At 61.1% G+C, this 20,150-nt stretch carries 19 protein-coding genes; 15 read left to right on the top strand and 4 right to left on the bottom strand.

What is annotated here, in order from left to right; all coding sequences use genetic code 11:
- The first annotated feature begins 11 nt into the window (after window positions 1-11).
- The 14 genes from hscA (at window position 12) to ACTJK7_RS19725 (ending at window position 13,860) form a co-directional block, all read left to right on the top strand.
- Window positions 12-1,877 (top strand): Fe-S protein assembly chaperone HscA, encoded by a 1,866-nt coding sequence (hscA, locus tag ACTJK7_RS19790; RefSeq protein ID WP_064383912.1) that lies wholly within the window; start codon window positions 12-14, stop codon window positions 1,875-1,877.
- Complete coding sequence (fdx, locus tag ACTJK7_RS19785) at window positions 1,877-2,218, top strand: ISC system 2Fe-2S type ferredoxin (RefSeq protein WP_007956685.1); 342 nt, start codon at window positions 1,877-1,879, stop codon at window positions 2,216-2,218. The genes hscA and fdx overlap by 1 nt, the downstream gene beginning before the upstream one ends.
- Window positions 2,219-2,232: 14 nt before the next feature.
- On the top strand, window positions 2,233-2,433 hold the full coding sequence (iscX, locus tag ACTJK7_RS19780; RefSeq protein WP_064383911.1) for a Fe-S cluster assembly protein IscX: 201 nt from the start codon (window positions 2,233-2,235) through the stop codon (window positions 2,431-2,433).
- Window positions 2,434-2,521: 88 nt separating this feature from the next.
- Entirely contained in the window at window positions 2,522-2,947 is a 426-nt protein-coding gene (ndk, locus tag ACTJK7_RS19775; RefSeq protein WP_039765715.1) for a nucleoside-diphosphate kinase, read from the top strand.
- Between the two features lie 28 nt (window positions 2,948-2,975).
- Window positions 2,976-4,124 carry a 23S rRNA (adenine(2503)-C(2))-methyltransferase RlmN gene (gene rlmN, locus ACTJK7_RS19770; protein WP_064383910.1) on the top strand — a complete coding sequence of 383 codons (1,149 nt, stop codon included), beginning with the start codon at window positions 2,976-2,978 and terminating at the stop codon, window positions 4,122-4,124.
- Between the two features lie 12 nt (window positions 4,125-4,136).
- Window positions 4,137-4,895, top strand: coding sequence for a type IV pilus biogenesis/stability protein PilW (gene pilW, locus ACTJK7_RS19765; RefSeq protein ID WP_007956682.1), 759 nt, complete (start codon window positions 4,137-4,139; stop codon window positions 4,893-4,895).
- On the top strand, window positions 4,895-5,953 hold the full coding sequence (locus tag ACTJK7_RS19760; RefSeq protein ID WP_440779903.1) for a RodZ domain-containing protein: 1,059 nt from the start codon (window positions 4,895-4,897) through the stop codon (window positions 5,951-5,953). The genes pilW and ACTJK7_RS19760 overlap by 1 nt, the downstream gene beginning before the upstream one ends.
- A gap of 3 nt (window positions 5,954-5,956) precedes the next feature.
- Window positions 5,957-7,066, top strand: coding sequence for a flavodoxin-dependent (E)-4-hydroxy-3-methylbut-2-enyl-diphosphate synthase (gene ispG, locus ACTJK7_RS19755; RefSeq protein WP_007956680.1), 1,110 nt, complete (start codon window positions 5,957-5,959; stop codon window positions 7,064-7,066).
- A 22-nt stretch (window positions 7,067-7,088) separates the two neighbouring features.
- Window positions 7,089-8,378, top strand: coding sequence for a histidine--tRNA ligase (hisS, locus tag ACTJK7_RS19750; protein WP_064383908.1), 1,290 nt, complete (start codon window positions 7,089-7,091; stop codon window positions 8,376-8,378).
- A 41-nt stretch (window positions 8,379-8,419) separates the two neighbouring features.
- Complete coding sequence (locus ACTJK7_RS19745; RefSeq protein ID WP_011335807.1) at window positions 8,420-9,061, top strand: tetratricopeptide repeat protein; 642 nt, start codon at window positions 8,420-8,422, stop codon at window positions 9,059-9,061.
- Window positions 9,054-10,205 carry an outer membrane protein assembly factor BamB gene (bamB, locus tag ACTJK7_RS19740; protein ID WP_039765728.1) on the top strand — a complete coding sequence of 384 codons (1,152 nt, stop codon included), beginning with the start codon at window positions 9,054-9,056 and terminating at the stop codon, window positions 10,203-10,205. The genes ACTJK7_RS19745 and bamB overlap by 8 nt, the downstream gene beginning before the upstream one ends.
- A 136-nt stretch (window positions 10,206-10,341) precedes the next feature.
- Window positions 10,342-11,814: a ribosome biogenesis GTPase Der gene (der, locus tag ACTJK7_RS19735; RefSeq protein ID WP_085684610.1), complete on the top strand. Its 1,473-nt coding sequence runs from the start codon at window positions 10,342-10,344 to the stop codon at window positions 11,812-11,814.
- 118 nt (window positions 11,815-11,932) lie between these two features.
- Window positions 11,933-13,081, top strand: coding sequence for a pyridoxal phosphate-dependent aminotransferase (locus tag ACTJK7_RS19730; protein WP_108563181.1), 1,149 nt, complete (start codon window positions 11,933-11,935; stop codon window positions 13,079-13,081).
- Window positions 13,069-13,860 carry an amidohydrolase gene (locus ACTJK7_RS19725; RefSeq protein WP_108563180.1) on the top strand — a complete coding sequence of 264 codons (792 nt, stop codon included), beginning with the start codon at window positions 13,069-13,071 and terminating at the stop codon, window positions 13,858-13,860. The genes ACTJK7_RS19730 and ACTJK7_RS19725 overlap by 13 nt, the downstream gene beginning before the upstream one ends.
- 196 nt (window positions 13,861-14,056) lie before the next feature.
- Here ACTJK7_RS19725 and leuA read toward each other — a convergent pair whose 3' ends face one another.
- The 4 genes from leuA to ACTJK7_RS19705 all read right to left on the bottom strand — a co-directional run bounded on the left by leuA (window position 14,057) and on the right by ACTJK7_RS19705 (window position 19,182).
- Window positions 14,057-15,736 carry a 2-isopropylmalate synthase gene (gene leuA / locus ACTJK7_RS19720; RefSeq protein WP_108563179.1) on the bottom strand — a complete coding sequence of 560 codons (1,680 nt, stop codon included), beginning with the start codon at window positions 15,734-15,736 and terminating at the stop codon, window positions 14,057-14,059.
- A gap of 343 nt (window positions 15,737-16,079) precedes the next feature.
- Window positions 16,080-16,901, bottom strand: a complete 822-nt coding sequence (locus ACTJK7_RS19715) for a peptidoglycan DD-metalloendopeptidase family protein (RefSeq protein WP_064383903.1) — start codon at window positions 16,899-16,901, stop codon at window positions 16,080-16,082.
- 3 nt (window positions 16,902-16,904) lie between these two features.
- Window positions 16,905-18,284, bottom strand: a complete 1,380-nt coding sequence (gene xseA, locus ACTJK7_RS19710) for an exodeoxyribonuclease VII large subunit (protein WP_064383902.1) — start codon at window positions 18,282-18,284, stop codon at window positions 16,905-16,907.
- Window positions 18,285-18,294: 10 nt separating this feature from the next.
- Window positions 18,295-19,182: a LysR family transcriptional regulator gene (locus ACTJK7_RS19705; protein ID WP_108563178.1), complete on the bottom strand. Its 888-nt coding sequence runs from the start codon at window positions 19,180-19,182 to the stop codon at window positions 18,295-18,297.
- A gap of 100 nt (window positions 19,183-19,282) precedes the next feature.
- Here ACTJK7_RS19705 and ACTJK7_RS19700 point away from each other — a divergent pair, with 100 nt between their 5' ends.
- Window positions 19,283-20,050 carry a sulfite exporter TauE/SafE family protein gene (locus tag ACTJK7_RS19700; RefSeq protein WP_064383900.1) on the top strand — a complete coding sequence of 256 codons (768 nt, stop codon included), beginning with the start codon at window positions 19,283-19,285 and terminating at the stop codon, window positions 20,048-20,050.
- Window positions 20,051-20,150: the final 100 nt, after the last annotated feature.

The following is a 20,150-nucleotide window of genomic DNA, read 5'->3' as shown; positions in this document are numbered from 1 at the left end:
TCCTGATCACGATGGCCCTACTGCAGATCGCCGAACCCGGCCAAAGTCCTCAACCGCACCAGCGTCGTCTGGCTGTGGGAATCGACTTGGGTACTACCAACTCGCTGGTCGCTGCGTTGCGCAGTGGTCTTTCCGAGCCGCTGGCCGATGCCGAAGGGCGGGTCATCCTGCCTTCCGCCGTGCGTTATCACGCCGATCGCGTCGAAGTCGGCGAGTCGGCCAAGTTGGCCGCATCCTCCGATCCCCTGAATACCGTGCTGTCGGTCAAGCGCCTGATGGGTCGTGGCCTGTCCGACGTCAAGCAATTGGGCGATCAGCTGCCGTACCGCTTTGTCGGCGGCGAATCGCACATGCCATTCATCGACACCGTGCAGGGCCCGAAAAGCCCGGTCGAAGTGTCCGCCGATATCCTGAAAGTATTGCGTCAGCGCGCTGAAGCCACCCTTGGCGGTGAGCTGGTGGGCGCGGTGATCACCGTTCCGGCGTATTTCGACGATGCTCAGCGCCAGGCTACCAAGGACGCGGCGAAACTTGCCGGTCTGAACGTGTTGCGTCTGCTCAACGAGCCGACCGCTGCGGCCGTGGCATACGGTTTGGATCAGCATGCCGAAGGCCTGGTCGCCATTTACGATCTGGGCGGCGGCACCTTCGATATTTCGATTCTGCGCCTGACTGGCGGTGTCTTCGAAGTCCTGGCCACTGGCGGCGATAGCGCGCTGGGCGGCGATGATTTCGATCACGCGATTGCCGGCTGGATCATCGAGAGCGCCGGTTTGTCCGCCGACCTCGATCCGGGCGCACAGCGCAGCCTGCTGCAAGCTGCCTGCGCCGCTAAAGAAGCCCTGACGGATTCTGACAGTGTTGAAGTTGCTTACGGCGACTGGAAGGCTCAGCTGACTCGCGAAGCCTTCGATGCGCTGATCGAGCCAATGGTCGCCCGCAGCCTGAAAGCCTGTCGCCGCGCCGTGCGCGATTCCGGCGTCGAGCTGGAAGATGTGCACGCCGTGGTCATGGTCGGTGGTTCGACCCGCGTTCCACGTGTTCGCGAAGCCGTCGCCGAAGCCTTCGGTCGTCAGCCTTTGACTGAAATCGACCCGGATCAAGTGGTGGCCATCGGTGCTGCGATCCAGGCCGATACCCTGGCCGGCAACAAACGCGATGGCGGCGAACTGCTGCTGCTCGACGTGATCCCGCTGTCCCTGGGGCTGGAAACCATGGGCGGCCTGATGGAGAAGGTGATTCCGCGCAACACCACCATCCCCGTCGCTCGCGCCCAGGACTTCACCACTTACAAAGACGGCCAGTCGGCCATGGCGATCCACGTGTTACAGGGCGAGCGTGAGTTGATCTCCGACTGCCGTTCCCTGGCGCGCTTCGAATTGCGCGGCATCCCGGCGATGGTGGCCGGTGCAGCGAAAATTCGCGTGACCTTCCAGGTCGATGCCGACGGTCTGCTCAGCGTCTCTGCCCGTGAATTGGGTTCGGGCGTTGAGGCGAGCATTCAGGTCAAGCCGTCCTATGGCCTGACCGATGGCGAAATCGCCAAGATGCTGAAAGATTCGTTCCAGCACGCCAATGACGACAAGGTCGCCCGCGTTCTTCGCGAGCAACAAGTCGATGCCCAGCGCCTGATCGAAGCGGTGCAGGGCGCTCTTGAGGCGGATGGCGAGCGTTTGCTCGACGCTGAAGAGCGCATGGTCATCGAGTTGCAAGTGCAGGAACTGACCGAACTGATGAAAGGCACCGATGGTTACGCCATCGAGCAGCAGACCAAGCGTCTGTCGCAAGTGACCGATGCTTTTGCAGCCCGTCGTATGGATCAGACGGTGAAGGCCGCTCTGTCCGGGCGCAATCTGAATGAAATCGAGGATATCTGATGCCGCAGGTCATTTTTCTGCCCCACGAGAAGTTCTGCCCTGAAGGCATGGTCGTTGACGCTGCACCCGGCACGTCGATCCTCGAGCTGGCTCACGAACACCACATCGAGATGGAAAGCGCCTGCGGCGGCGTCTGCGCCTGCACCACTTGTCACTGCATCATTCGCGAGGGTTTTGACTCGCTGGAAGAGGCCGACGAGTTGGAGGAAGATTTCCTGGATCGTGCCTGGGGTCTGGAAGCCCAGTCGCGCCTGGCTTGTCAGGCGATCGTCGGTGAAGAAGACATCACCGTCGAGATTCCGAAATATTCGCTTAACCATGCGGCCGAAGCGCCGCACTGACTGGTAAGACTGTCATGAGCTACGGTTGGAATGATGTTCAACGTATTGCAGAAGAGCTGGCTGAGGCCAAGCCGGGTGTAGATCCGTATTCTGTCAATTTCGTCGAGTTGCAGCAGTGGATCAAAGAGCTGCCGGACTTCGACAATACCTCTGGTCGTGTTGGCGAGAAGGTATTGGAGGCGGTTCAGACTCTCTGGGCCGATGAATTGGACTGATCTTCCTCGCAGGTTAGGCAATACCCAAGAACCCGCGTATAATTCGCGGGTTTAATTTTTCGCAAATTACCGTTTCTGGAGTTACACCATGGCTGTTCAACGTACTTTCTCCATCATCAAGCCTGACGCCGTTGCTAAAAACGTGATCGGCAAGATCACCACTCGCTTCGAAGACGCTGGCCTGCGCGTTGTAGCTTCGAAACTGAAGCAACTGTCCAAAGCCGAAGCCGAAGGCTTCTACGCTGAGCACAGCGCTCGTGGTTTCTTCGGCGACCTGGTTGCCTTCATGACTTCGGGTCCAGTTGTCGTTCAGGTTCTGGAAGGCGAAAACGCCATCGCTCGCAACCGTGAGCTGATGGGCGCTACCAACCCTAAAGAAGCTGCTCCAGGCACCATCCGTGCTGACTTCGCTGAATCGATCGACGCCAACGCCGTTCACGGTTCGGACTCCGAAGCTGCTGCTGCTCGCGAAATCGCTTACTTCTTCGCAGCTACTGAAGTAACCACTCGCTAAGCATTGGCTTAAGAGTGAAGGTGAATCCATGACGATATCGACTGTTAAAACCAACCTGCTGGGTCTGACCCAGCCGGAAATGGAAAAATTCTTCGACTCAATCGGGGAGAAGCGTTTCCGTGCCGGTCAGGTAATGAAATGGATTCACCACTTTGGCGTCGATGATTTCGACGCCATGACGAACGTCAGCAAGGCTTTGCGCGAAAAGCTCAAGGCTGTTGCCGAGGTCCGTGGTCCAGAAGTGGTCAGCGAGGACATTTCCAGCGACGGCACCCGCAAGTGGGTGGTGCGCGTGGCGTCCGGCAGCTGCGTCGAGACCGTTTACATTCCCCAGGGCAAACGCGGCACTCTGTGCGTTTCGTCCCAGGCAGGCTGTGCCCTGGACTGCAGTTTCTGCTCCACCGGCAAGCAAGGCTTCAACAGCAACCTCACCGCCGCCGAAGTCATCGGTCAGGTGTGGATTGCCAACAAATCCTTCGGCAGTGTTCCGGCTACCATCGACCGCGCCATCACCAACGTGGTGATGATGGGCATGGGCGAACCGCTGCTGAACTTCGACAACGTCGTGGCCGCCATGCATCTGATGATGGATGACCTGGGCTACGGGATCTCCAAGCGCCGCGTGACCCTGTCCACGTCGGGTGTGGTGCCGATGATCGATGAGCTGGCCAAGCACATCGACGTATCCCTGGCGTTGTCCCTGCACGCACCGAATGACGCATTGCGTAACCAATTGGTGCCGATCAACAAGAAATATCCGCTTAAGATGCTGCTCGAGTCGTGCCAGCGCTACATGTCCGCCCTTGGCGAGAAACGTGTGCTGACCATCGAGTACACCTTGCTCAAGGACGTCAACGACAAACTTGAGCACGCCGTGGAAATGATCGAGCTGCTCAAGGATATTCCGTGCAAGATCAACCTGATTCCGTTCAACCCGTTCCCGCATTCCGGGTACGAGCGGCCGAGCAACAACGCCATCCGCCGGTTCCAGGATCAGCTTCACCAGGCCGGTTTCAACGTCACCGTGCGCACCACCCGTGGTGAAGACATCGACGCGGCTTGTGGTCAATTGGTAGGGCAGGTGCTGGATCGCACCCGTCGCAGCGAACGTTACATCGCCGTGCGCGAATTGAGCGCCGACAGCGATCTGGCACAGAACGCCGCGAACACTAACTAAGAGAGGATCTCTATGTCCCTGCGCTTTGCGCTGCTGTTGCTGTTGGCCAGCCTGTGTGCTGGTTGTGTCCTGTCGGGCGACTACAACCCGATGAAGACCAGCAAGGGCCGTGACGAAGCGCGAGCTGCCTACGTGCAGCTGGGATTGGGATACTTGCAGCAGGGTATGACCGAACGGGCCAAGGTTCCACTGAAGAAAGCCCTGGAGCTGGACGGGTCGGATCCCGACGCCAACGCCGCGCTGGGCCTGGTGTTCCAGGCCGAAATGGAGCCTGCGCTTGCTGATGAACACTTCCGCAAGGCTTTGTCCTCCCGTCCCGCCGATGCGCGCATCCTCAACAACTACGGCAGTTTTCTCTACGAAGAACAGCGTTACAAGGAAGCCTACGAGCGTTTTGAACAGGCGGCCGCCGATACCCTGTATCCTGAGCGTTCGCGGGTATTCGAGAACCTCGGCATGACGGCGGCAAAGCTCGGTCAGCGTGATCTGGCGCAGCAGCAGCTGGAAAAGGCGCTGCGTTTGAACCGCCAGCAGCCACGGGCATTGCTGGAAATGGCTGAGTTGTCATTCGAAGACAGGCATTATGTGCCCGCGCGTGACTATTACGACCGTTTCAGCCAGCTCTCCGAGCAAAATGCACGTAGTCTGTTACTCGCCGTTCGGTTGGCAAAAGTATTTGAAGATCGCGACAAGGCCGCCAGTGCGGGCCTGCAATTAAAACGACTCTATCCCGGTACGCCGGAATATCAGCAATACCTGTCGGAGCAATGATGAAAGCGGCGCATCCCGAAGTTGTAGCAGCGAATCGCGTTAACCCCGGTGAGACCCTGCGCCAGGCCCGCGAAAGCAATGGCTGGTCGCTGGCCGAAGTGGCCCTCAAGCTCAACCTCACCGTGACTTCCCTGAGCAATCTTGAAGCCGGCGCATTCGACAAGTTGCCCGGGCATACCTTCGCTCGCGGCTACATTCGCGCCTACGCCAAATTGCTCGGTATGGACCAGACCGTTCTGGTCCAGCAATTCGACCAGTCCACCGGCACCGACTCCCAGGGCAGCAATGTCCACGCGCTGGGCCGTATCGAAGAGCCGGTGCGGGTTTCCCACACTATTTTGCGTATCGTCAGCCTGTTGCTGCTGATTGCGGTCATCGGCGGTGGTTTCGTCTGGTGGCAGGATCAGACTTCGCAGCGCACCAAGGACCTGATTGGCTTGGCCCCGGAGCACGTCGAAGTCGAAGGCGCCGACGGCACGACCCAGATTCATCCGCTGGACGAGCCGGAAGACCAGGCCGTCGCGGAAGGCGAAGCCGAGGGCTCGACCGCTCTGGCGCTGCCTCAATCGGAAACCACGGCTGAATCGAGCGGTGCCGAAACCGAGACCGCAGCGCCAGCCAACGCCCCGGTTGCTCCTGCACCCGCAGCGCCAGCCGCTACTCCGGCTGCACCGGCTCATACGCCAGCGCCTGTGGTTGCTGCTCCTGCAAATCCGGCACCTGCCGCTCCGGCCACGCCTGCACCGACCGTTGCTGCCCCGGCAGCTCCGGCCGTCGCTGCACCCGCGCCGACAGCGCCCGTTGCTCCGGCCGCAGGTCAGGGGCAGGTTCAGGTGCAGTTCATCGCCGATTGCTGGACTCAAGTGACCGATGGCAGCGGCAAAGTGTTGTACAGCGGCCTCAAGCGTAAGGGCGACAGCCTGTCTGTCGTTGGCAAGCCTCCGTTTGCCGTGCGTCTGGGCGTTGCCCGTGGCGCGCAGGTCAGCTACAACGGCCAGCCGGTCGATGTCGCTCCGTTCACCAGTGGCGAGACCGCTCGCCTGAAGTTGGGTCAATAAGTCATGCACGGCGAATCTCCAATCAAACGTCGCGAATCGCGCAAGATCTGGGTCGGTAATGTGCCCGTGGGCGGCGATGCCCCTATCGCTGTGCAGAGCATGACCAACAGCGACACCAATGACGTCGCTGCCACCGTCGCACAGATCAATCGTCTGGAAGCCGCCGGCGTCGATATCGTCCGCGTTTCGGTACCGGACATGGACGCCGCCGAGGCGTTCGGCAAGATCAAGCAACTGGTCAAGGTGCCGTTGGTTGCCGACATCCATTTCGACTACAAGATCGCGCTGCGCGTGGCCGAACTGGGTGTGGACTGCCTGCGCATCAACCCGGGCAACATCGGTCGCGAAGACCGCGTGCGTGCGGTGGTCGATGCCGCCCGCGACCGCGGGATTCCGATCCGCATCGGCGTCAACGCCGGTTCCCTGGAAAAAGACCTGCAGAAGAAATACGGCGAGCCGACCCCGGCTGCGCTGGTCGAGTCCGCCCTGCGTCACGTCGAACACCTCGAACGCCTGAATTTCCAGGACTTCAAGGTCAGTGTGAAGGCTTCCGACGTGTTCATGGCCGTCGAAGCCTACCGTCTGCTGGCCAAGGAAATCGTCCAGCCGCTGCACCTGGGCATCACCGAAGCCGGTGGATTGCGCTCCGGTACAGTGAAATCCGCCGTAGGCCTAGGTATGCTGCTCGCCGAGGGGATTGGCGATACTATCCGCATCTCGCTGGCGGCCGACCCGGTCGAGGAAGTGAAGGTCGGTTACGACATTCTCAAGTCTTTGCATCTGCGTTCCCGTGGCATCAACTTCATCGCCTGCCCGAGCTGCTCGCGGCAGAACTTCGATGTGGTCAAGACCATGAACGAGCTGGAAGGACGCCTTGAAGACCTGCTGGTGCCGCTGGATGTCGCGGTGATCGGTTGCGTGGTCAACGGCCCCGGCGAAGCCAAGGAGGCCCATATCGGCTTGACCGGCGGCACGCCAAACCTGATTTACATCGACGGCAAGCCGTCGCAGAAACTGACGAATGACAATCTGGTGGACGAGCTGGAAAAGCTGATCCGCGAGAAAGCGGCCGAGAAGGTCGAAGCTGACGCAGCGGTTATCGCGCGCGGCTGATCGAACGAATTAAGGAATTTCTGTGAGCAAGTCTCTGCAAGCCATTCGTGGCATGAACGACATCCTGCCGGAACAGACGCCGGTATGGCGCTATTTCGAAGGCACCGTTTCGCGCCTGCTGGATAACTACGGTTACAAGCAGATCCGCATGCCGATCGTCGAGTTCACCGAGCTGTTCAAGCGCTCGATCGGTGAAGTGACCGACATCGTCGAAAAAGAGATGTACACCTTCGAAGACCGCAACGGCGACTCCCTGACCCTGCGTCCGGAAGGCACGGCCGCGTGCGTACGTGCAGTGCTCGAGCACGGCATCACCGGCGGTGGCCAGGTGCAGAAACTCTGGTACATCGGCCCGATGTTCCGTCACGAGCGTCCGCAGAAAGGCCGTTATCGCCAGTTCCACCAGATCGGTCTGGAGGTGTTCAACCTCGACGGTCCGGACATCGACGCCGAACTGATCATCATGACCTGGCGCCTGTGGGGCGAGCTGGGCATTCGCGATGCGGTCAAGCTCGAGCTCAACAGCCTCGGCACCAGCGAGTCCCGCGGCCGGTATCGTGAAGCGCTGGTCGAGTACCTCTCGGCGCACCACGACAAACTGGACGAAGACAGCCAGCGTCGCCTGAAGACCAACCCGCTGCGCGTGCTCGACACCAAAAATGCCGACACCCAGGCCGTGCTGGTCGATGCGCCGAAAATGGCGGATTACCTGGATGACGAATCCCGTGCCCACTTCGAAGGCCTGAAGGCCCGTCTGGATGCCGTCGGCATTCCTTACGTGCTCAACCCGAAGCTGGTGCGTGGTCTGGATTACTACAGCAAAACCGTATTCGAATGGGTCACCGACAAGCTCGGCGCCCAGGGCACCGTCTGCGCGGGTGGGCGCTATGACGGTCTGGTCGAGCAGATGGGCGGCAAGCCGACCCCGGGCGTCGGTTTCGCCATGGGCATCGAGCGTCTGGTACTGCTACTGGAAACCCTGGAGCAGATCCCGGAAGAAATCTCCCGTCAGGTCGACGTCTATCTCTGCGCCTTCGGCGAAGAAGCAGAGCTGGCCGGTCTGGCCCTGGCCGAGCGTGTACGCGACCAACTGCCCAACCTGCGCCTGCAAGTCAATGCCGGCGCCGGCAGCTTCAAGAGCCAGTTCAAGAAAGCCGACAAGAGCGGTGCGCTGTACGCACTGATCCTGGGTGACGACGAAATGGCCCAGCAAGTGGTAGGTTTCAAACCCCTGCGTGGCCAGGGCGAACAACAAAGCATTGCCTGGGATGCGCTCGCTGCACACCTGGCCACCTGCGTCGTGCAGGGTTGAAGCTGTCCAAACAGCCGATTTAGCGATTAAGGAGTATTGGGGTGTCGAGTACCGAAGACGAACAGTTGGCGGATTTGAAGGACTGGTGGACACGCAACGGCAAACCTCTGGTCACCGGCGGCCTGTTGGCGCTGGTCATCGTGTTCGGCTGGCAGGCTTATCACAAGTATCAGAGCAACCAGTCGCAAGGCGCCTCGGTGCTCTATCAGCAATTGCTGGAAACCACGCTGACCCCGGACGGCAAGCCTGACGCCGCGCGCGTTGCGGATCTGGCCGGCAAGCTCAACAGCGAATTCGGCGGTTCTGCCTACGCGCAGTACGGCAGCCTGTTCGTGGCCAAGGTCGCGGTCGACAGCGGCAAGCTGGACGACGCGGCGACCGAACTCAAGGCCATCGTTGCCAAACCGGCCAACCCGGCGCTGGGCGAGATCGCCCGTCAGCGTCTGGCGCAGGTACTGGGCGCACAGAACAAGGCCGATGAAGCCCTGAAACTGCTCGAAGGCGATGCCGACAAGTCGTTCCTGGCCACTCGCGAAGAACTCAAGGGCGACCTGCTGGTGCAGCTGGGCCGTACCGACGAAGCGAACGCGGCGTATCAAAAAGCCAAGGCGGCACTGTCGGATGAAGCGGCGGTCGGTGGCCTTCAAATCAAGCTGGACGACCTGGCCAAAGGGGATGCGTGACGTGATCCGTTGGAAGCATGCAGCATTGCTGGCTCTGGCCATTCTGGCCGCGGGTTGCAGCAGCAACAGCAAAAAAGAACTGCCACCGGCCGAGCTGACCGACTTCAAGGAAGAAGTAGTCCTGCACAAGCAGTGGAGCCGCTCGATCGGTGACGGTCAGGGCGAAACCTACAACATGCTGGTGCCGGCGATCGACGGTGACACCATCTACGCGGCCGACGTGACCGGTATCGTGATGGGCCTGGATCGCGGCAACGGCGACGTGAAATGGAAGAAAGACCTCGAACTGCCTGTGTCCGGCGCCGTTGGCGTGGGTTACGGTCTGGTCATGGTCGGCACCCTGCGCGGTGAAGTCGTTGCCCTCGACGCCATCAACGGTGAAGAGAAGTGGCGCTCGCGCGTCAACAGCGAAGTCCTCGCGCCACCGGCCAACAACGGTGACGTGGTGGTGGTTCAGACCCAGGACGATCGTCTGATCGGTCTGGACGCGTCCACCGGCAACCAGCGTTGGGTGTATGACAGCACGCCGGCCGTACTGACCCTGCGCGGCACCAGCGCACCGATCGTCACCAACCGCCTCGCGGTGGCTGGCCTGTCGACCGGTAAAGTGGTCGCGCTCGACATTTCCAACGGCGTGCCGGTCTGGGAACAGCGAATCGCGATTCCACAAGGTCGTTCGGAACTGGAGCGCGTGGTCGACATCGACGGCGGTCTGCTGCTGTCCGGCGGTACCCTGTACGTCGCCAGCTATCAGGGTCGCGTTGCGGCACTGGATCTGGAAAGCGGCCGTCAACTCTGGCAGCGCGACGCGTCGAGCTACGCCGGTGTTGCCCAGGGTTTCGGCAACGTCTACGTAAGCCTGTCGTCGGGCACCGTTGAAGGCGTCGACGAGCGTTCCACTACTGCACTGTGGAGCAACGACTCGCTGGCCCGTCGTCAACTGTCGGCGCCGGAAGTGTTCTCCAGCTACGTTGCAGTCGGTGACCTGGAAGGTTACCTGCACCTGCTGAGTCAGGTGGACGGTCGTTTCGTCGGCCGCGAACGCATCGACAGCGACGGCCTGCGTGCCCGTCCGCTGGTGGTGGGTGACACGATTTATGTGTATGGCAACAGCGGCAAACTGGAAGCCCTGACCATCAAGTAACAACTATGCTTGGGGTTAATTCCCCAGGCGGCCTTGCTTCTGCAGGGTTTGCAGCACCCACGGGTGTTGCCCCGAGCACCAGCCGCTGCCTCGCAGCGGCTTTTGTATTTTCTGAAATAACGAAGTGGAGAGCCGCATGGTTCCCGTAATCGCCTTGGTGGGCCGACCGAACGTCGGCAAGTCCACCTTGTTCAACCGCCTGACCAGGACTCGTGACGCCATCGTCGGCGACTTGTCCGGTCTGACCCGTGATCGCCAGTACGGTGAGGCCAAGTGGCAAGGGCGTTCCTACATTCTGATCGACACCGGCGGTATCTCCGGTGACGAGCATGGTATGGACGAAAAAATGGCCGAGCAGTCGCTGCTGGCCATCGAAGAAGCGGATGTGGTTCTGTTCCTGGTAGATGCCAAGGCCGGTTTCACCGCCGCCGACCAGATGATCGCCGAACACTTGCGCAAACGTAACAAGCGCTCCCACGTGGTGGCCAACAAGGTCGACAACATCGACCCGGAAATGGCCCGCGCCGAATTCGCCCCGCTGGGTATGGGCCATGCGATCCCGATCGCCGGTGCCCACGGTCGCGGCATCACTCAACTGCTGGAAACCGCCCTGAGCGACTTCCCGCGCGATGATGACGAGCCGGCGGAAGGTGAAGAGGAAGAAGTGGTCGCCGAAGGCGAGGAAGCCAAGCGCATTCCTGGCCCGAGCGAAAAAGACGGGATCAAGATTGCCATCATCGGCCGTCCGAACGTCGGCAAGTCGACCCTGGTCAACCGCATGCTCGGTGAAGACCGGGTAATCGTCTACGACCAGCCCGGCACCACCCGCGACAGTATCTACATCCCGTTCGAGCGTAACGACGAGAAGTACACGCTGATCGACACCGCCGGTGTGCGCAAGCGCGGCAAGATCCACGAAGAAGTCGAAAAGTTCTCCGTGGTCAAAACCCTGCAGGCGATCAAAGACGCCAACGTGGTGATCTTCGTGATGGACGCCCGCGAAGGCGTAGTCGATCACGACCTCAACCTGCTGGGCTTCGCCCTTGAAGCAGGTCGTGCGCTGGTGATCGCGATCAACAAGTGGGACGGCATGACCCCGAGCGAGCGCGACTTCGTGAAGGTCGAGCTACAGCGTCGGTTGTTCTTCGTTGACTTCGCCGATATCCACTTCATCTCGGCACTGCACGGTACTGGCGTGGGCAACCTCTACGCCTCGGTGCAGAACTCGTTCAAGTCCGCGGTCACCCGCTGGCCGACCAGCCGCCTGACGCAGATTCTCGAAGACGCGGTCAGCGAGCACCAGCCGCCGATGGTCAACAGCCGCCGGATCAAGCTGCGTTACGCTCACCTGGGTGGGGCGAACCCGCCGATCATCGTGATCCACGGTAACCAGATCGAGAAAGTGCCGAAGTCGTACGTACGCTATCTGGAAAACACTTACCGCCGTGTACTCAAACTGGTCGGTACGCCGATCCGTATCGAGTTCAAGGGCGGCGAGAACCCGTACGAAGGCAACAAGAACACGCTGACCGACCGCCAGGTCAACAAGAAGCGTCGCTTGATGTCGCACAACAAGAAGGCCAGCAAGAAGCGCCGTGACAAGAAGTAAGGTCGCTGCGAACAGAGAGAAGGGCGCCGTTTGGCGCCCTTTTTTTATGGACGCCGGATGGGCTATCCTCGGGCTCTCCCGCGCCGTCGTCAGAGCCGGGGCAGAGCAGGGAACCCCGATGATCACCAGCAAGCTGCCGAATGTCGGCATCACTATTTTCACGCAGATGTCTCAGCTCGCGGCGCAGACCGGAGCGATCAACCTTTCCCAGGGTTTTCCCGATTTCGACGGCCCGCAGGCACTGCGCGACGCAGTCGGTCGACACATTGCCAGCGGCCATAACCAGTATTCGCCCATGACTGGCCTGCCGGCGCTGCGCCAGCAGATTGCGGCGAAGATTGCCCGCAGTTATGGCGCCAACGTCGATGCCGACAATGAAGTGACCGTTACTCCCGGCGCGACCCAGGCGATTTTCTGTGCCATTCAGGCGGTTATCCACAGCGGCGACGAAGTCATCGTGTTCGACCCGGCCTACGACAGCTACGAGCCGTCGGTGGAACTGGCCGGTGGGCGCTGCGTGCATGTGCAGCTTGGGCTGAAAGATTTCTCCATCGACTTCGAAAAGCTCAGCGCAGCCCTGAGCCCACGCACGCGCATGATCATCCTCAACACCCCGCACAACCCGAGCGGTGCGCTGATCAGCCGTGCCGAGCTGGATCAACTGGCGGCGTTGATCCGTGATCGCGACATCTATGTGATCAGCGATGAAGTCTATGAGCATCTGGTGTTCGACGGCGTGCCGCATGTCAGCGTGCTGGCCCATGAAGAGCTGTATCAGCGCGCCTTCGTGGTCAGCTCGTTCGGCAAGACCTATCACGTCACCGGCTGGAAAACCGGTTACGTCGTGGCGCCGCCGGCCCTGACGGCGGAGCTGCGCAAGGTGCACCAGTACGTCAGTTTCTGCGGTGTGACACCGTTACAGTACGCCTTGGCCGATTACATGGCCGAGCATCCGGAACATGTCGAAGAGCTGCCGGGGTTCTATCAGGCCAAGCGCGATCTGTTCTGTGATCTGCTGGCGCCGTCGCGATTCAGCTTCACCCGGGTCACCGGCACTTATTTCCAACTGGTCGATTACTCGCAGATTCGCCCTGACCTGAACGATGTCGAGATGGCGATGTGGATGACCCGCGAGCACGGCGTGGCAAGTATTCCGGTGTCGGGGTTTTACCAGCATCCACCCGAAGGCCAGCGCCTGGTGCGCCTGTGCTTTGCCAAACGTGAGGAGACGCTGCGGGAAGCGGCGGCAAAATTATGCGTGATCTGAGTGCGTTGCCTGATCTGAATCTGGCGCTGATCCAGACCAGCCTGGCCTGGCATGATCGACAGGCCAATCTCGAGCATTTCGACGCGTTGCTGGAGCAGGCGCTGGGTGCCGATCTGATCATCCTGCCGGAAATGTTCACCACCGGATTTTCCATGGAATCCGAAACCCTGGCCGAAGCCGAAAACGGCCCGACCAGCAAATGGCTGCGGGCCCAGGCGGCGAAGCTGAACGCGGTCGTCACCGGCAGCGTGATCATCCAGGCCGCTGACGGCAGTCACCGCAACCGCTTGCTGTGGGCGCGGCCGGACGGCGAAGTGCTGCATTACGACAAGCGTCACCTGTTCCGCATGGCGGGCGAGCACAATCACTACACCCCCGGCGAACGCCAGGTGCAGTTCGAACTCAAGGGTTGGCGGGTGCGTCCGCTGATTTGCTACGACTTGCGCTTCCCGGTGTGGAGCCGTGATGCGCAGGACACTGACCTGCTGCTGTATACCGCCAACTGGCCGGGCGCGCGGCGTCAGCACTGGAACCGGTTGCTGCCGGCCCGGGCCATCGAAAACCTGTGCTATGTAGCGGCGGTCAACCGGGTTGGCACCGATGGCAAGGGCTTTGCCTATACCGGCGACAGTCAGGTGCTGGATTTTCAGGGCGAGACGTTGCTGGCGGCGGGGGAGGCTGACGGGGTGTTCAAGGTGGTTCTGGAAGCGGCTTCGCTGGCGGCTTACCGCGAGCGGTTTCCGGCGAATCTGGATGCGGACACCTTCGAGTTCACCTGATAGCCCAGATCACCTAGATCGTTCCCACGTCGAGGCGTCGAACCGTCCGCGTGGGAATGCCTCAAGGGACGCTCCGCGTCCCAGTGACGCAGAGCGTCACGAGCTGCATTCACACGCAGAGCGTGGGAACGATCAGATAGAAAATAAAAAGGCCCCGGAGTTCGCACTCCGGGGCCTTTTGCATTGCAGCGGTCAGTTACGCCGCTTTAGCTTCCGGCTGGCTCAGCGAGCGGTTCAGCGCGCTGAACAGTGCCTTGAAGCTGGCGGTGGTGATGTTTTCATCGATGCCCACGCCGTGCACCGCACGTTCGCCGTTCACACGCAGCTCGATGTAGGCTGCCGCCTTGGCGTTAGTGCCCGCGCCGATGGCATGTTCGTTGTAGTCCATGATCTCAACCGGGATCGGCAGACCGGCCACCAGTGCTTCCAGCGCACCGTTGCCCTTGCCACGCCAGTGCAGGTTGGTTTCGCCCTGACCTTTGCTCGCCACTTCCACTTCGACGGCGCTGTTACCGTTTTCTTCCTGCAGGCGATGGCTGACCAGCGCGTACGGGGTGTTGGCTTGCAGGTATTCGCTGTGCAGCAGCGCGTGGATTTGCTGCGCGGTCATCTCCAGGCCCAGGCGATCGGTTTCACGCTGCACGACCTGGCTGAATTCGATCTGCATGCGACGCGGCAGGCTGATGCCGTATTCCTGCTCCAGCAGGTAGGCGATGCCGCCCTTGCCCGACTGGCTGTTGACGCGGATCACCGCCTCGTAGCTGCGACCGATGTCGGCCGGGTCGATCGGCAGGTACGGTACTTCCCACAGGGTGTCCGGTTTCTGCTGGGCGAAGCCCTTGCGGATCGCGTCCTGGTGGGAGCCGGAGAACGCTGTGTGCACCAGGTCGCCGACGTACGGGTGACGCGGGTGAACCTGGATCTGGTTGCACTCTTCGACGACTTTGCGCACGCCGTCGATGTCGGAAAAGTCCAGCTCAGGATTGATGCCCTGGGTGTACATGTTCAGTGCCACAGTCACGAGGTCGACGTTGCCGGTACGCTCGCCGTTGCCGAACAGGCAGCCTTCGACGCGATCGGCGCCGGCCATCAGGCCCAGTTCGGTGGCAGCCACGCCGGTGCCACGGTCGTTGTGGGTGTGCAGGCTGATGATCACGCTGTCACGACGGTTGATGTTGCGGTGGAACCACTCGATCTGGTCGGCGTAGACGTTCGGGGTCGCGCATTCAACGGTGGCCGGCAGGTTGAGGATGATCTTGTGCTCAGGCGTCGGGTTCCAGACCTCGATCACCGCGTCACAGACTTCCTTGGCGAACTCCAGCTCGGTGGCGCTGAAGGTTTCCGGCGAGTACTCGAAGGTCCACTCGGTGTCCGGCTGCATGGCGGCGTATTTGACGAACAGCTTGGCGGCGTTCACGGCGATGGCCTTGATGCCGTCCTTGTCCTGGTTGAAGACGATGCGACGGAAAGAAGGGGAGGTGGCGTTGTACAGGTGAACAATCGCTTTCTTCGCCCCGCGCAGGGATTCGAAGGTGCGCTCGATCAGGTCTTCACGGCCCTGGGTCAGCACCTGGATGGTGGTGTCGTCCGGGATGTGGCCGTCTTCGATCAGGGTACGCACGAAGTCGAAGTCGGTTTGCGAAGCGGCCGGGAACGACGCTTCGATTTCCTTCACGCCCACCTGCACCAGGGTTTTCCAGAAGCGCAGCTTTTTCACCGCGTCCATTGGCTCGATCAACGACTGGTTGCCATCACGCAGGTCGGAGCTGCACCAGATCGGCGCGGCATCGATGGTTTTCGACGGCCACGTGCGATCCGGCAGGTTGATCACTGGAAACGCGCGGTATTTCGAAGACGGGTCTTTGAGCATGCTCATCGGGAAATTCCTTGTTGTCTGGGCCGAAAAGAGGCGGCCTGCCGGTGGAACGAACGTTCTTGGAAAAGCGTGGGACGAGGTGCAGCGATTCAGCCCGGCAGTCGTGCGCTGACGAGGCACAGGCTGCGGTGCTGGCGAAGCTGAATGAGGGTGTGAGAGGTTTTCATGCCTTCAACCCTAACCGCGGGGGATGAGGATGGCAAGCAGTCGAAAAAAATTGAGAGGAATACCCGGAAAGCGGTTTTTTCCGAGATTTTATTCTTGATATGGCACTAATTGTTGGTGGGGATTGCGCGGACCATTCGTCGTGCGCAATTCCTGTTGGAAGGGCTTCAGCCTGAAATCAAGGCTGGAAAGCCCCAATGAAAATCGCCGGATCGACCCGCGCATCGTTCAGGCTGACGTTCCAGTGCATGTGCGGCCCGGTCGCTCGACCTGTAGCGCCCACCTTGCCCACCACCGCGCCGCGCGCCAGTTGCTGGCCGTTCTGCACATCAATCTTCGACATATGGCAGAACATGCTGATGAAGCCCTGGCCGTGGTCGACGAACACGGTGTTGCCATTGAAGAAGTAGTTGCCGATCAGGATCACCTTGCCCGCTGCCGGAGTCTTGATCGGCGTGCCGGCCGGCACCGCGAAGTCCAGACCTGCGTGCGGATTACGCTCTTCACCGTTGAAGAAACGGCGCACGCCGAACTTGCTCGACAGCGGCCCGTTGACCGGTTTGTCCAGCAGCAGGTTGCTCGGCGTGTTCGGGCTGAAACTGCGGTAGGCCTTGATCTGTTCGGCCAGCTCGCCCTCGATACGCTTGAGGTTGGCCGGGTTCGGATTGACCTGCTGGGTGTTCTTCAGGGTGATGTGCTGTTCCGGGTATTTCTTGTTGCCGACACTGAAATTGAGGTTACGGCCACCACTGCTGATCTGCTGAATGCCGGGTTTGACGGTCAGCGGAATGCCGACAATCGCCAGCCAGTTATTCTGTTCCTTGACCACCAGCACCGGTTTGCCTTGATACGTGGCTTTCGGCGCTTGCGCAGCTGTCCCCAGATCGACGACCGCCACGCCGCCCGGCACCGGTTTGTTCAGCAGGCGGGTGATGTAACTGTCGGCGTGGGCGTTGAAGCTCAGGCACAGCAACAGCAGCGGAGCGAGAAAACGCGGCATGGATCAGTCCAGTAAAGAGAGAGTGACGGGCGTCAGGTGATTGTCCTCGACGCGCACTTGCAGTTCGCCTTCGCCCAGTCTGGCCTTAAGGCGCTGACCGGTGTGAGTTTGCGCGGCGTTGCGGATCGCGTTGCCGCGCTCATCCAGCAGAATGCTGTAGCCGCGACCAAGAGTCGCCAGCGGGCTGACCACGTGCAGGGTCTGCATCTGGCTTTGCAACTGCAGGCGACGGCGTTTCAGGCCTTCGTTGATCGCGCGAGGCAGGCGCTCGGCAAGACTGTCGAGGCGCTGGCGCAACAGGGCCAGTTGGCGTCCCGGATGTTGCCCGGCGAGGCGGGTTTCCAGGCGGATCAAGCGTTCGCGACGGGTATTGAGCTGGCGCTCGAAGGCGCGGCGCATGCGCATGTCCAGGTCATCCAGACGCTGTGCCTGCTGGCGCAAACGCTCGCCAGGATGGCGCAAGCGGCGGGTCATGCCTTCAAGGCGCAGGCGATCGCGCATCAGGCGGTCACGCATGCGCATCACCAGTCGGCGATGCAGGCTTTCGACCTGACGGATGAGGTGGCTGGAATCCGGGGCAAGCAGTTCAGCAGCGGCGGACGGTGTAGGGGCGCGCACGTCCGCCACGAAGTCACTGATCGACACATCGGTTTCATGGCCGACCGCGCTGACGATCGGCGTCACGCAGGCATCCACCGCCCGGGCCACGGCTTCTTCGTTGAAGCACCAGAGGTCTTCCAGCGAGCCGCCGCCACGGGCCAGGATCAGCGCGTCGAAGCCACGGGCATCCGCCAGTTTCAGGGCGCGGACGATCTGCGCGGTGGCTTCGCGGCCCTGAACGGCGGTGGGAATCAGCGTCAGTTGTACTTGCGGCGCGCGGCGGCGGAACACGCTGATAATGTCGCGGATTACCGCGCCGGTCGGCGAACTGATGATGCCGATGCGCTGCGGATGGGCCGGCAGCGGCACCTTGCGCTCGGCACTGAACAGGCCTTCGGCGCTGAGCTTTTCCTTCAGGGCATCGAAAGCAAGGCGCAGGGCACCGTCGCCGGCAGGCTCCACGGTGTCGAGGATCAGCTGATAGTCGCCACGCCCTTCGAACAGCGAGACCTTGCCGCGCACTTTGACCGCCAGGCCGTCCTTCAGCGCCTGACGCACCCGCGCCGCATTCTGCCGGAACAGTGCGCAACGCACCTGCGCGCCGCTGTCCTTGAGCGTGAAATACACGTGGCCGGACGCCGGGCGGGCGAGGTTGGAGATTTCGCCTTCGACCCAGATGTTGCTGAACACGTCTTCGAGCAACACCCGCGCGCGGCCGTTGAGCTGGCTGACGGTCAGGACTTCGCGGTCGAGGCCGAGTCTTGCAAAGGGATCTTTAATCATGGGGCGCAGTTTAAAGGCATTCGCCGGTGAATGTCTGGAGGAAGTGTTGCACCAGAGGTGTGGGATTTTGCCGAGATGCGAGGGCGACAGTGCTTTGGCAATCGCCGGTCAGCGGCAGAAATCTCACACCCGCAGGCGCGATGTCCTGCATCGATTTCGGCAGCAGAGCGATGCCGAAGCCGGCCTGGATCAACTGCAATTGCGTAGTCTTGCGCGACATCACCCGAGCAGCCTGGGGGAAGAAACCGTGACGCATGCACAGGTCGGCGCACAAATAACTCAGCCCGCCGCGCTGCGGATGCGGGATGGAGATGAACGCTTCGTCCTTCAATTGCGCCAGATCGACCGCCTCCGCCAACGCCAGTCGATGATCCGCCGGCACTGCAAGCAGCAAACGGTCGGTGTAGAGCGGCACAATCTGAATGCCCTCGCGCTGGCGCAGCACCGGCAGGCGCAGAAGGCCGATGTCGAGCCGGCCCTCGGCCAGTTCTTCAAGTTGCGCCTCCGAGGAGAGCGTGCCGATGTCCAGCGAAACCCCGGGTTGCTGCTCCAGATAAGTGCTCATGTCGCGCAACAACCGGCCACTGATCGGCACGGTACTCGAGTGGCACACTCGCAAAGTACCGCGCTGCCCTTGGCCAATTTCCGTGGCCAAAGTGCTGGCCTTGTTCAATTCATTCAGCAGGTTTCTCGCCCGGGGCAGGAGCGCTTCGCCAGCGGCGGTGAGCCGAGGCTGGCGCGCGGTGCGTTCGAACAGCGGCGTTTGCAGGCGGGTTTCCATGTCCTTGATCTGTCGGCTCAACGCTGACTGGGCAATGAACAGGCGCTCGGCCGCGGCACTGAAGCTGCCGCTCTCGGCGATTTCCACGAAGTAGCGCAATTGACGGGTTGAAAGCACGAGGCATGCCTTTTCGAGATGGCTTGGCGGTTTCGATGATATTAGTCGCAACCCTCGGCGCTGGCTAAAGTCATCGCAGGCTTATAAAGGAAGCGAGCGAATGAGCGTGGCGGGGTTGTTGAGCGAATGGTCGTGGGGCGCGCAGGGCTGGGTGGTGATCGGACTGGCCATCGCGCTGGCCTACATCGTGTTCGGGATTGCCGGTTTCGGCACGGCGCTGGTGGCGGGGCCGATTCTGATTCTGTTCATGCCGTTGTCGAAGATCGTGCCGTTGCTGGTGCTGCTGGATTTCGTCGCGGCGTTCGGCAATCTGCTGCCGTCGCGGCGGGATGTGGCGAAACCGGAGTTGCTGCGGCTGCTGCCGTGCATGGCGGTGGGCTGCACGCTGGGGGTGATTTTCCTGCTTAACCTCAAGTCCGATCTGCTGTTGCTGCTGATGGGGCTGTTCATCAGTGCCTACGCGGTTTATAGCTTGTGGATCAAGGCGCGACCGGCGCAGTTGTCCGCCGGGTGGGCATTGCCGATGGGTACGGTGGGCGGGCTGTTCGGAGCGTTGTTCGGCAGTGGCGGCTTTCTGTATGCGATCTACCTCAACAGCCGACTGCCCAAGGACGCGGCGCGGGCCACGCAAAGTGCGCTGATCAGTTGCAGCACGGTGGTGCGTTTGAGTCTGTTCACCATCGCCGGGGTGTATGCCGAGCTACCTTTGTTGATGCTAGCGCTGTGCCTGTTGCCGGCTATGGCGCTGGGGCTGTGGATTGGACGTCGACTGACCATGCGATTGTCCCGCGAAGCCTTCGTGCGGCTGGTGACCTGGCTGGTGCTGGCGAGCGGTCTGGCGCTGATCGGTCGATATTTAAGCACTTGACCGGATTGTCTCAGGGATTAAGCTGCCGGCCTTTAGGGCCTCTTCGCGGGCAAGCCCGCTCCCACAGATTTCTCAGATGGACACAGGATGTGTGAGCGAC

It is taken from the genome of Pseudomonas sp. 22085 (genome assembly GCF_052045815.1).
Taxonomy (GTDB): domain Bacteria; phylum Pseudomonadota; class Gammaproteobacteria; order Pseudomonadales; family Pseudomonadaceae; genus Aquipseudomonas; species Aquipseudomonas glycinae.
Note: the sequence above shows the minus strand (reverse complement) of the source record. Positions and strands in the feature narration are given on the sequence as shown.

Bases quoted from the DNA above. Each gene is read 5' to 3' on its own strand.
- hscA (WP_064383912.1), top strand. From the start codon at position 12: ATGGCCCTACTGCAGATCGCCGAACCCGGCCAAAGTCCTCAACCGCAC.
- fdx (WP_007956685.1), top strand. From the start codon at position 1,877: ATGCCGCAGGTCATTTTTCTGCCCCACGAGAAGTTCTGCCCTGAAGGC.
- iscX (WP_064383911.1), top strand. From the start codon at position 2,233: ATGAGCTACGGTTGGAATGATGTTCAACGTATTGCAGAAGAGCTGGCT.
- ndk (WP_039765715.1), top strand. From the start codon at position 2,522: ATGGCTGTTCAACGTACTTTCTCCATCATCAAGCCTGACGCCGTTGCT.
- rlmN (WP_064383910.1), top strand. From the start codon at position 2,976: ATGACGATATCGACTGTTAAAACCAACCTGCTGGGTCTGACCCAGCCG.
- pilW (WP_007956682.1), top strand. From the start codon at position 4,137: ATGTCCCTGCGCTTTGCGCTGCTGTTGCTGTTGGCCAGCCTGTGTGCT.
- ACTJK7_RS19760 (WP_440779903.1), top strand. From the start codon at position 4,895: ATGAAAGCGGCGCATCCCGAAGTTGTAGCAGCGAATCGCGTTAACCCC.
- ispG (WP_007956680.1), top strand. From the start codon at position 5,957: ATGCACGGCGAATCTCCAATCAAACGTCGCGAATCGCGCAAGATCTGG.
- bamB (WP_039765728.1), top strand. From the start codon at position 9,054: ATGCGTGACGTGATCCGTTGGAAGCATGCAGCATTGCTGGCTCTGGCC.
- der (WP_085684610.1), top strand. From the start codon at position 10,342: ATGGTTCCCGTAATCGCCTTGGTGGGCCGACCGAACGTCGGCAAGTCC.
- ACTJK7_RS19730 (WP_108563181.1), top strand. From the start codon at position 11,933: ATGATCACCAGCAAGCTGCCGAATGTCGGCATCACTATTTTCACGCAG.
- ACTJK7_RS19725 (WP_108563180.1), top strand. From the start codon at position 13,069: ATGCGTGATCTGAGTGCGTTGCCTGATCTGAATCTGGCGCTGATCCAG.
- leuA (WP_108563179.1), bottom strand. From the start codon at position 15,736: ATGAGCATGCTCAAAGACCCGTCTTCGAAATACCGCGCGTTTCCAGTG.
- ACTJK7_RS19715 (WP_064383903.1), bottom strand. From the start codon at position 16,901: ATGCCGCGTTTTCTCGCTCCGCTGCTGTTGCTGTGCCTGAGCTTCAAC.
- xseA (WP_064383902.1), bottom strand. From the start codon at position 18,284: ATGATTAAAGATCCCTTTGCAAGACTCGGCCTCGACCGCGAAGTCCTG.
- ACTJK7_RS19700 (WP_064383900.1), top strand. From the start codon at position 19,283: ATGAGCGTGGCGGGGTTGTTGAGCGAATGGTCGTGGGGCGCGCAGGGC.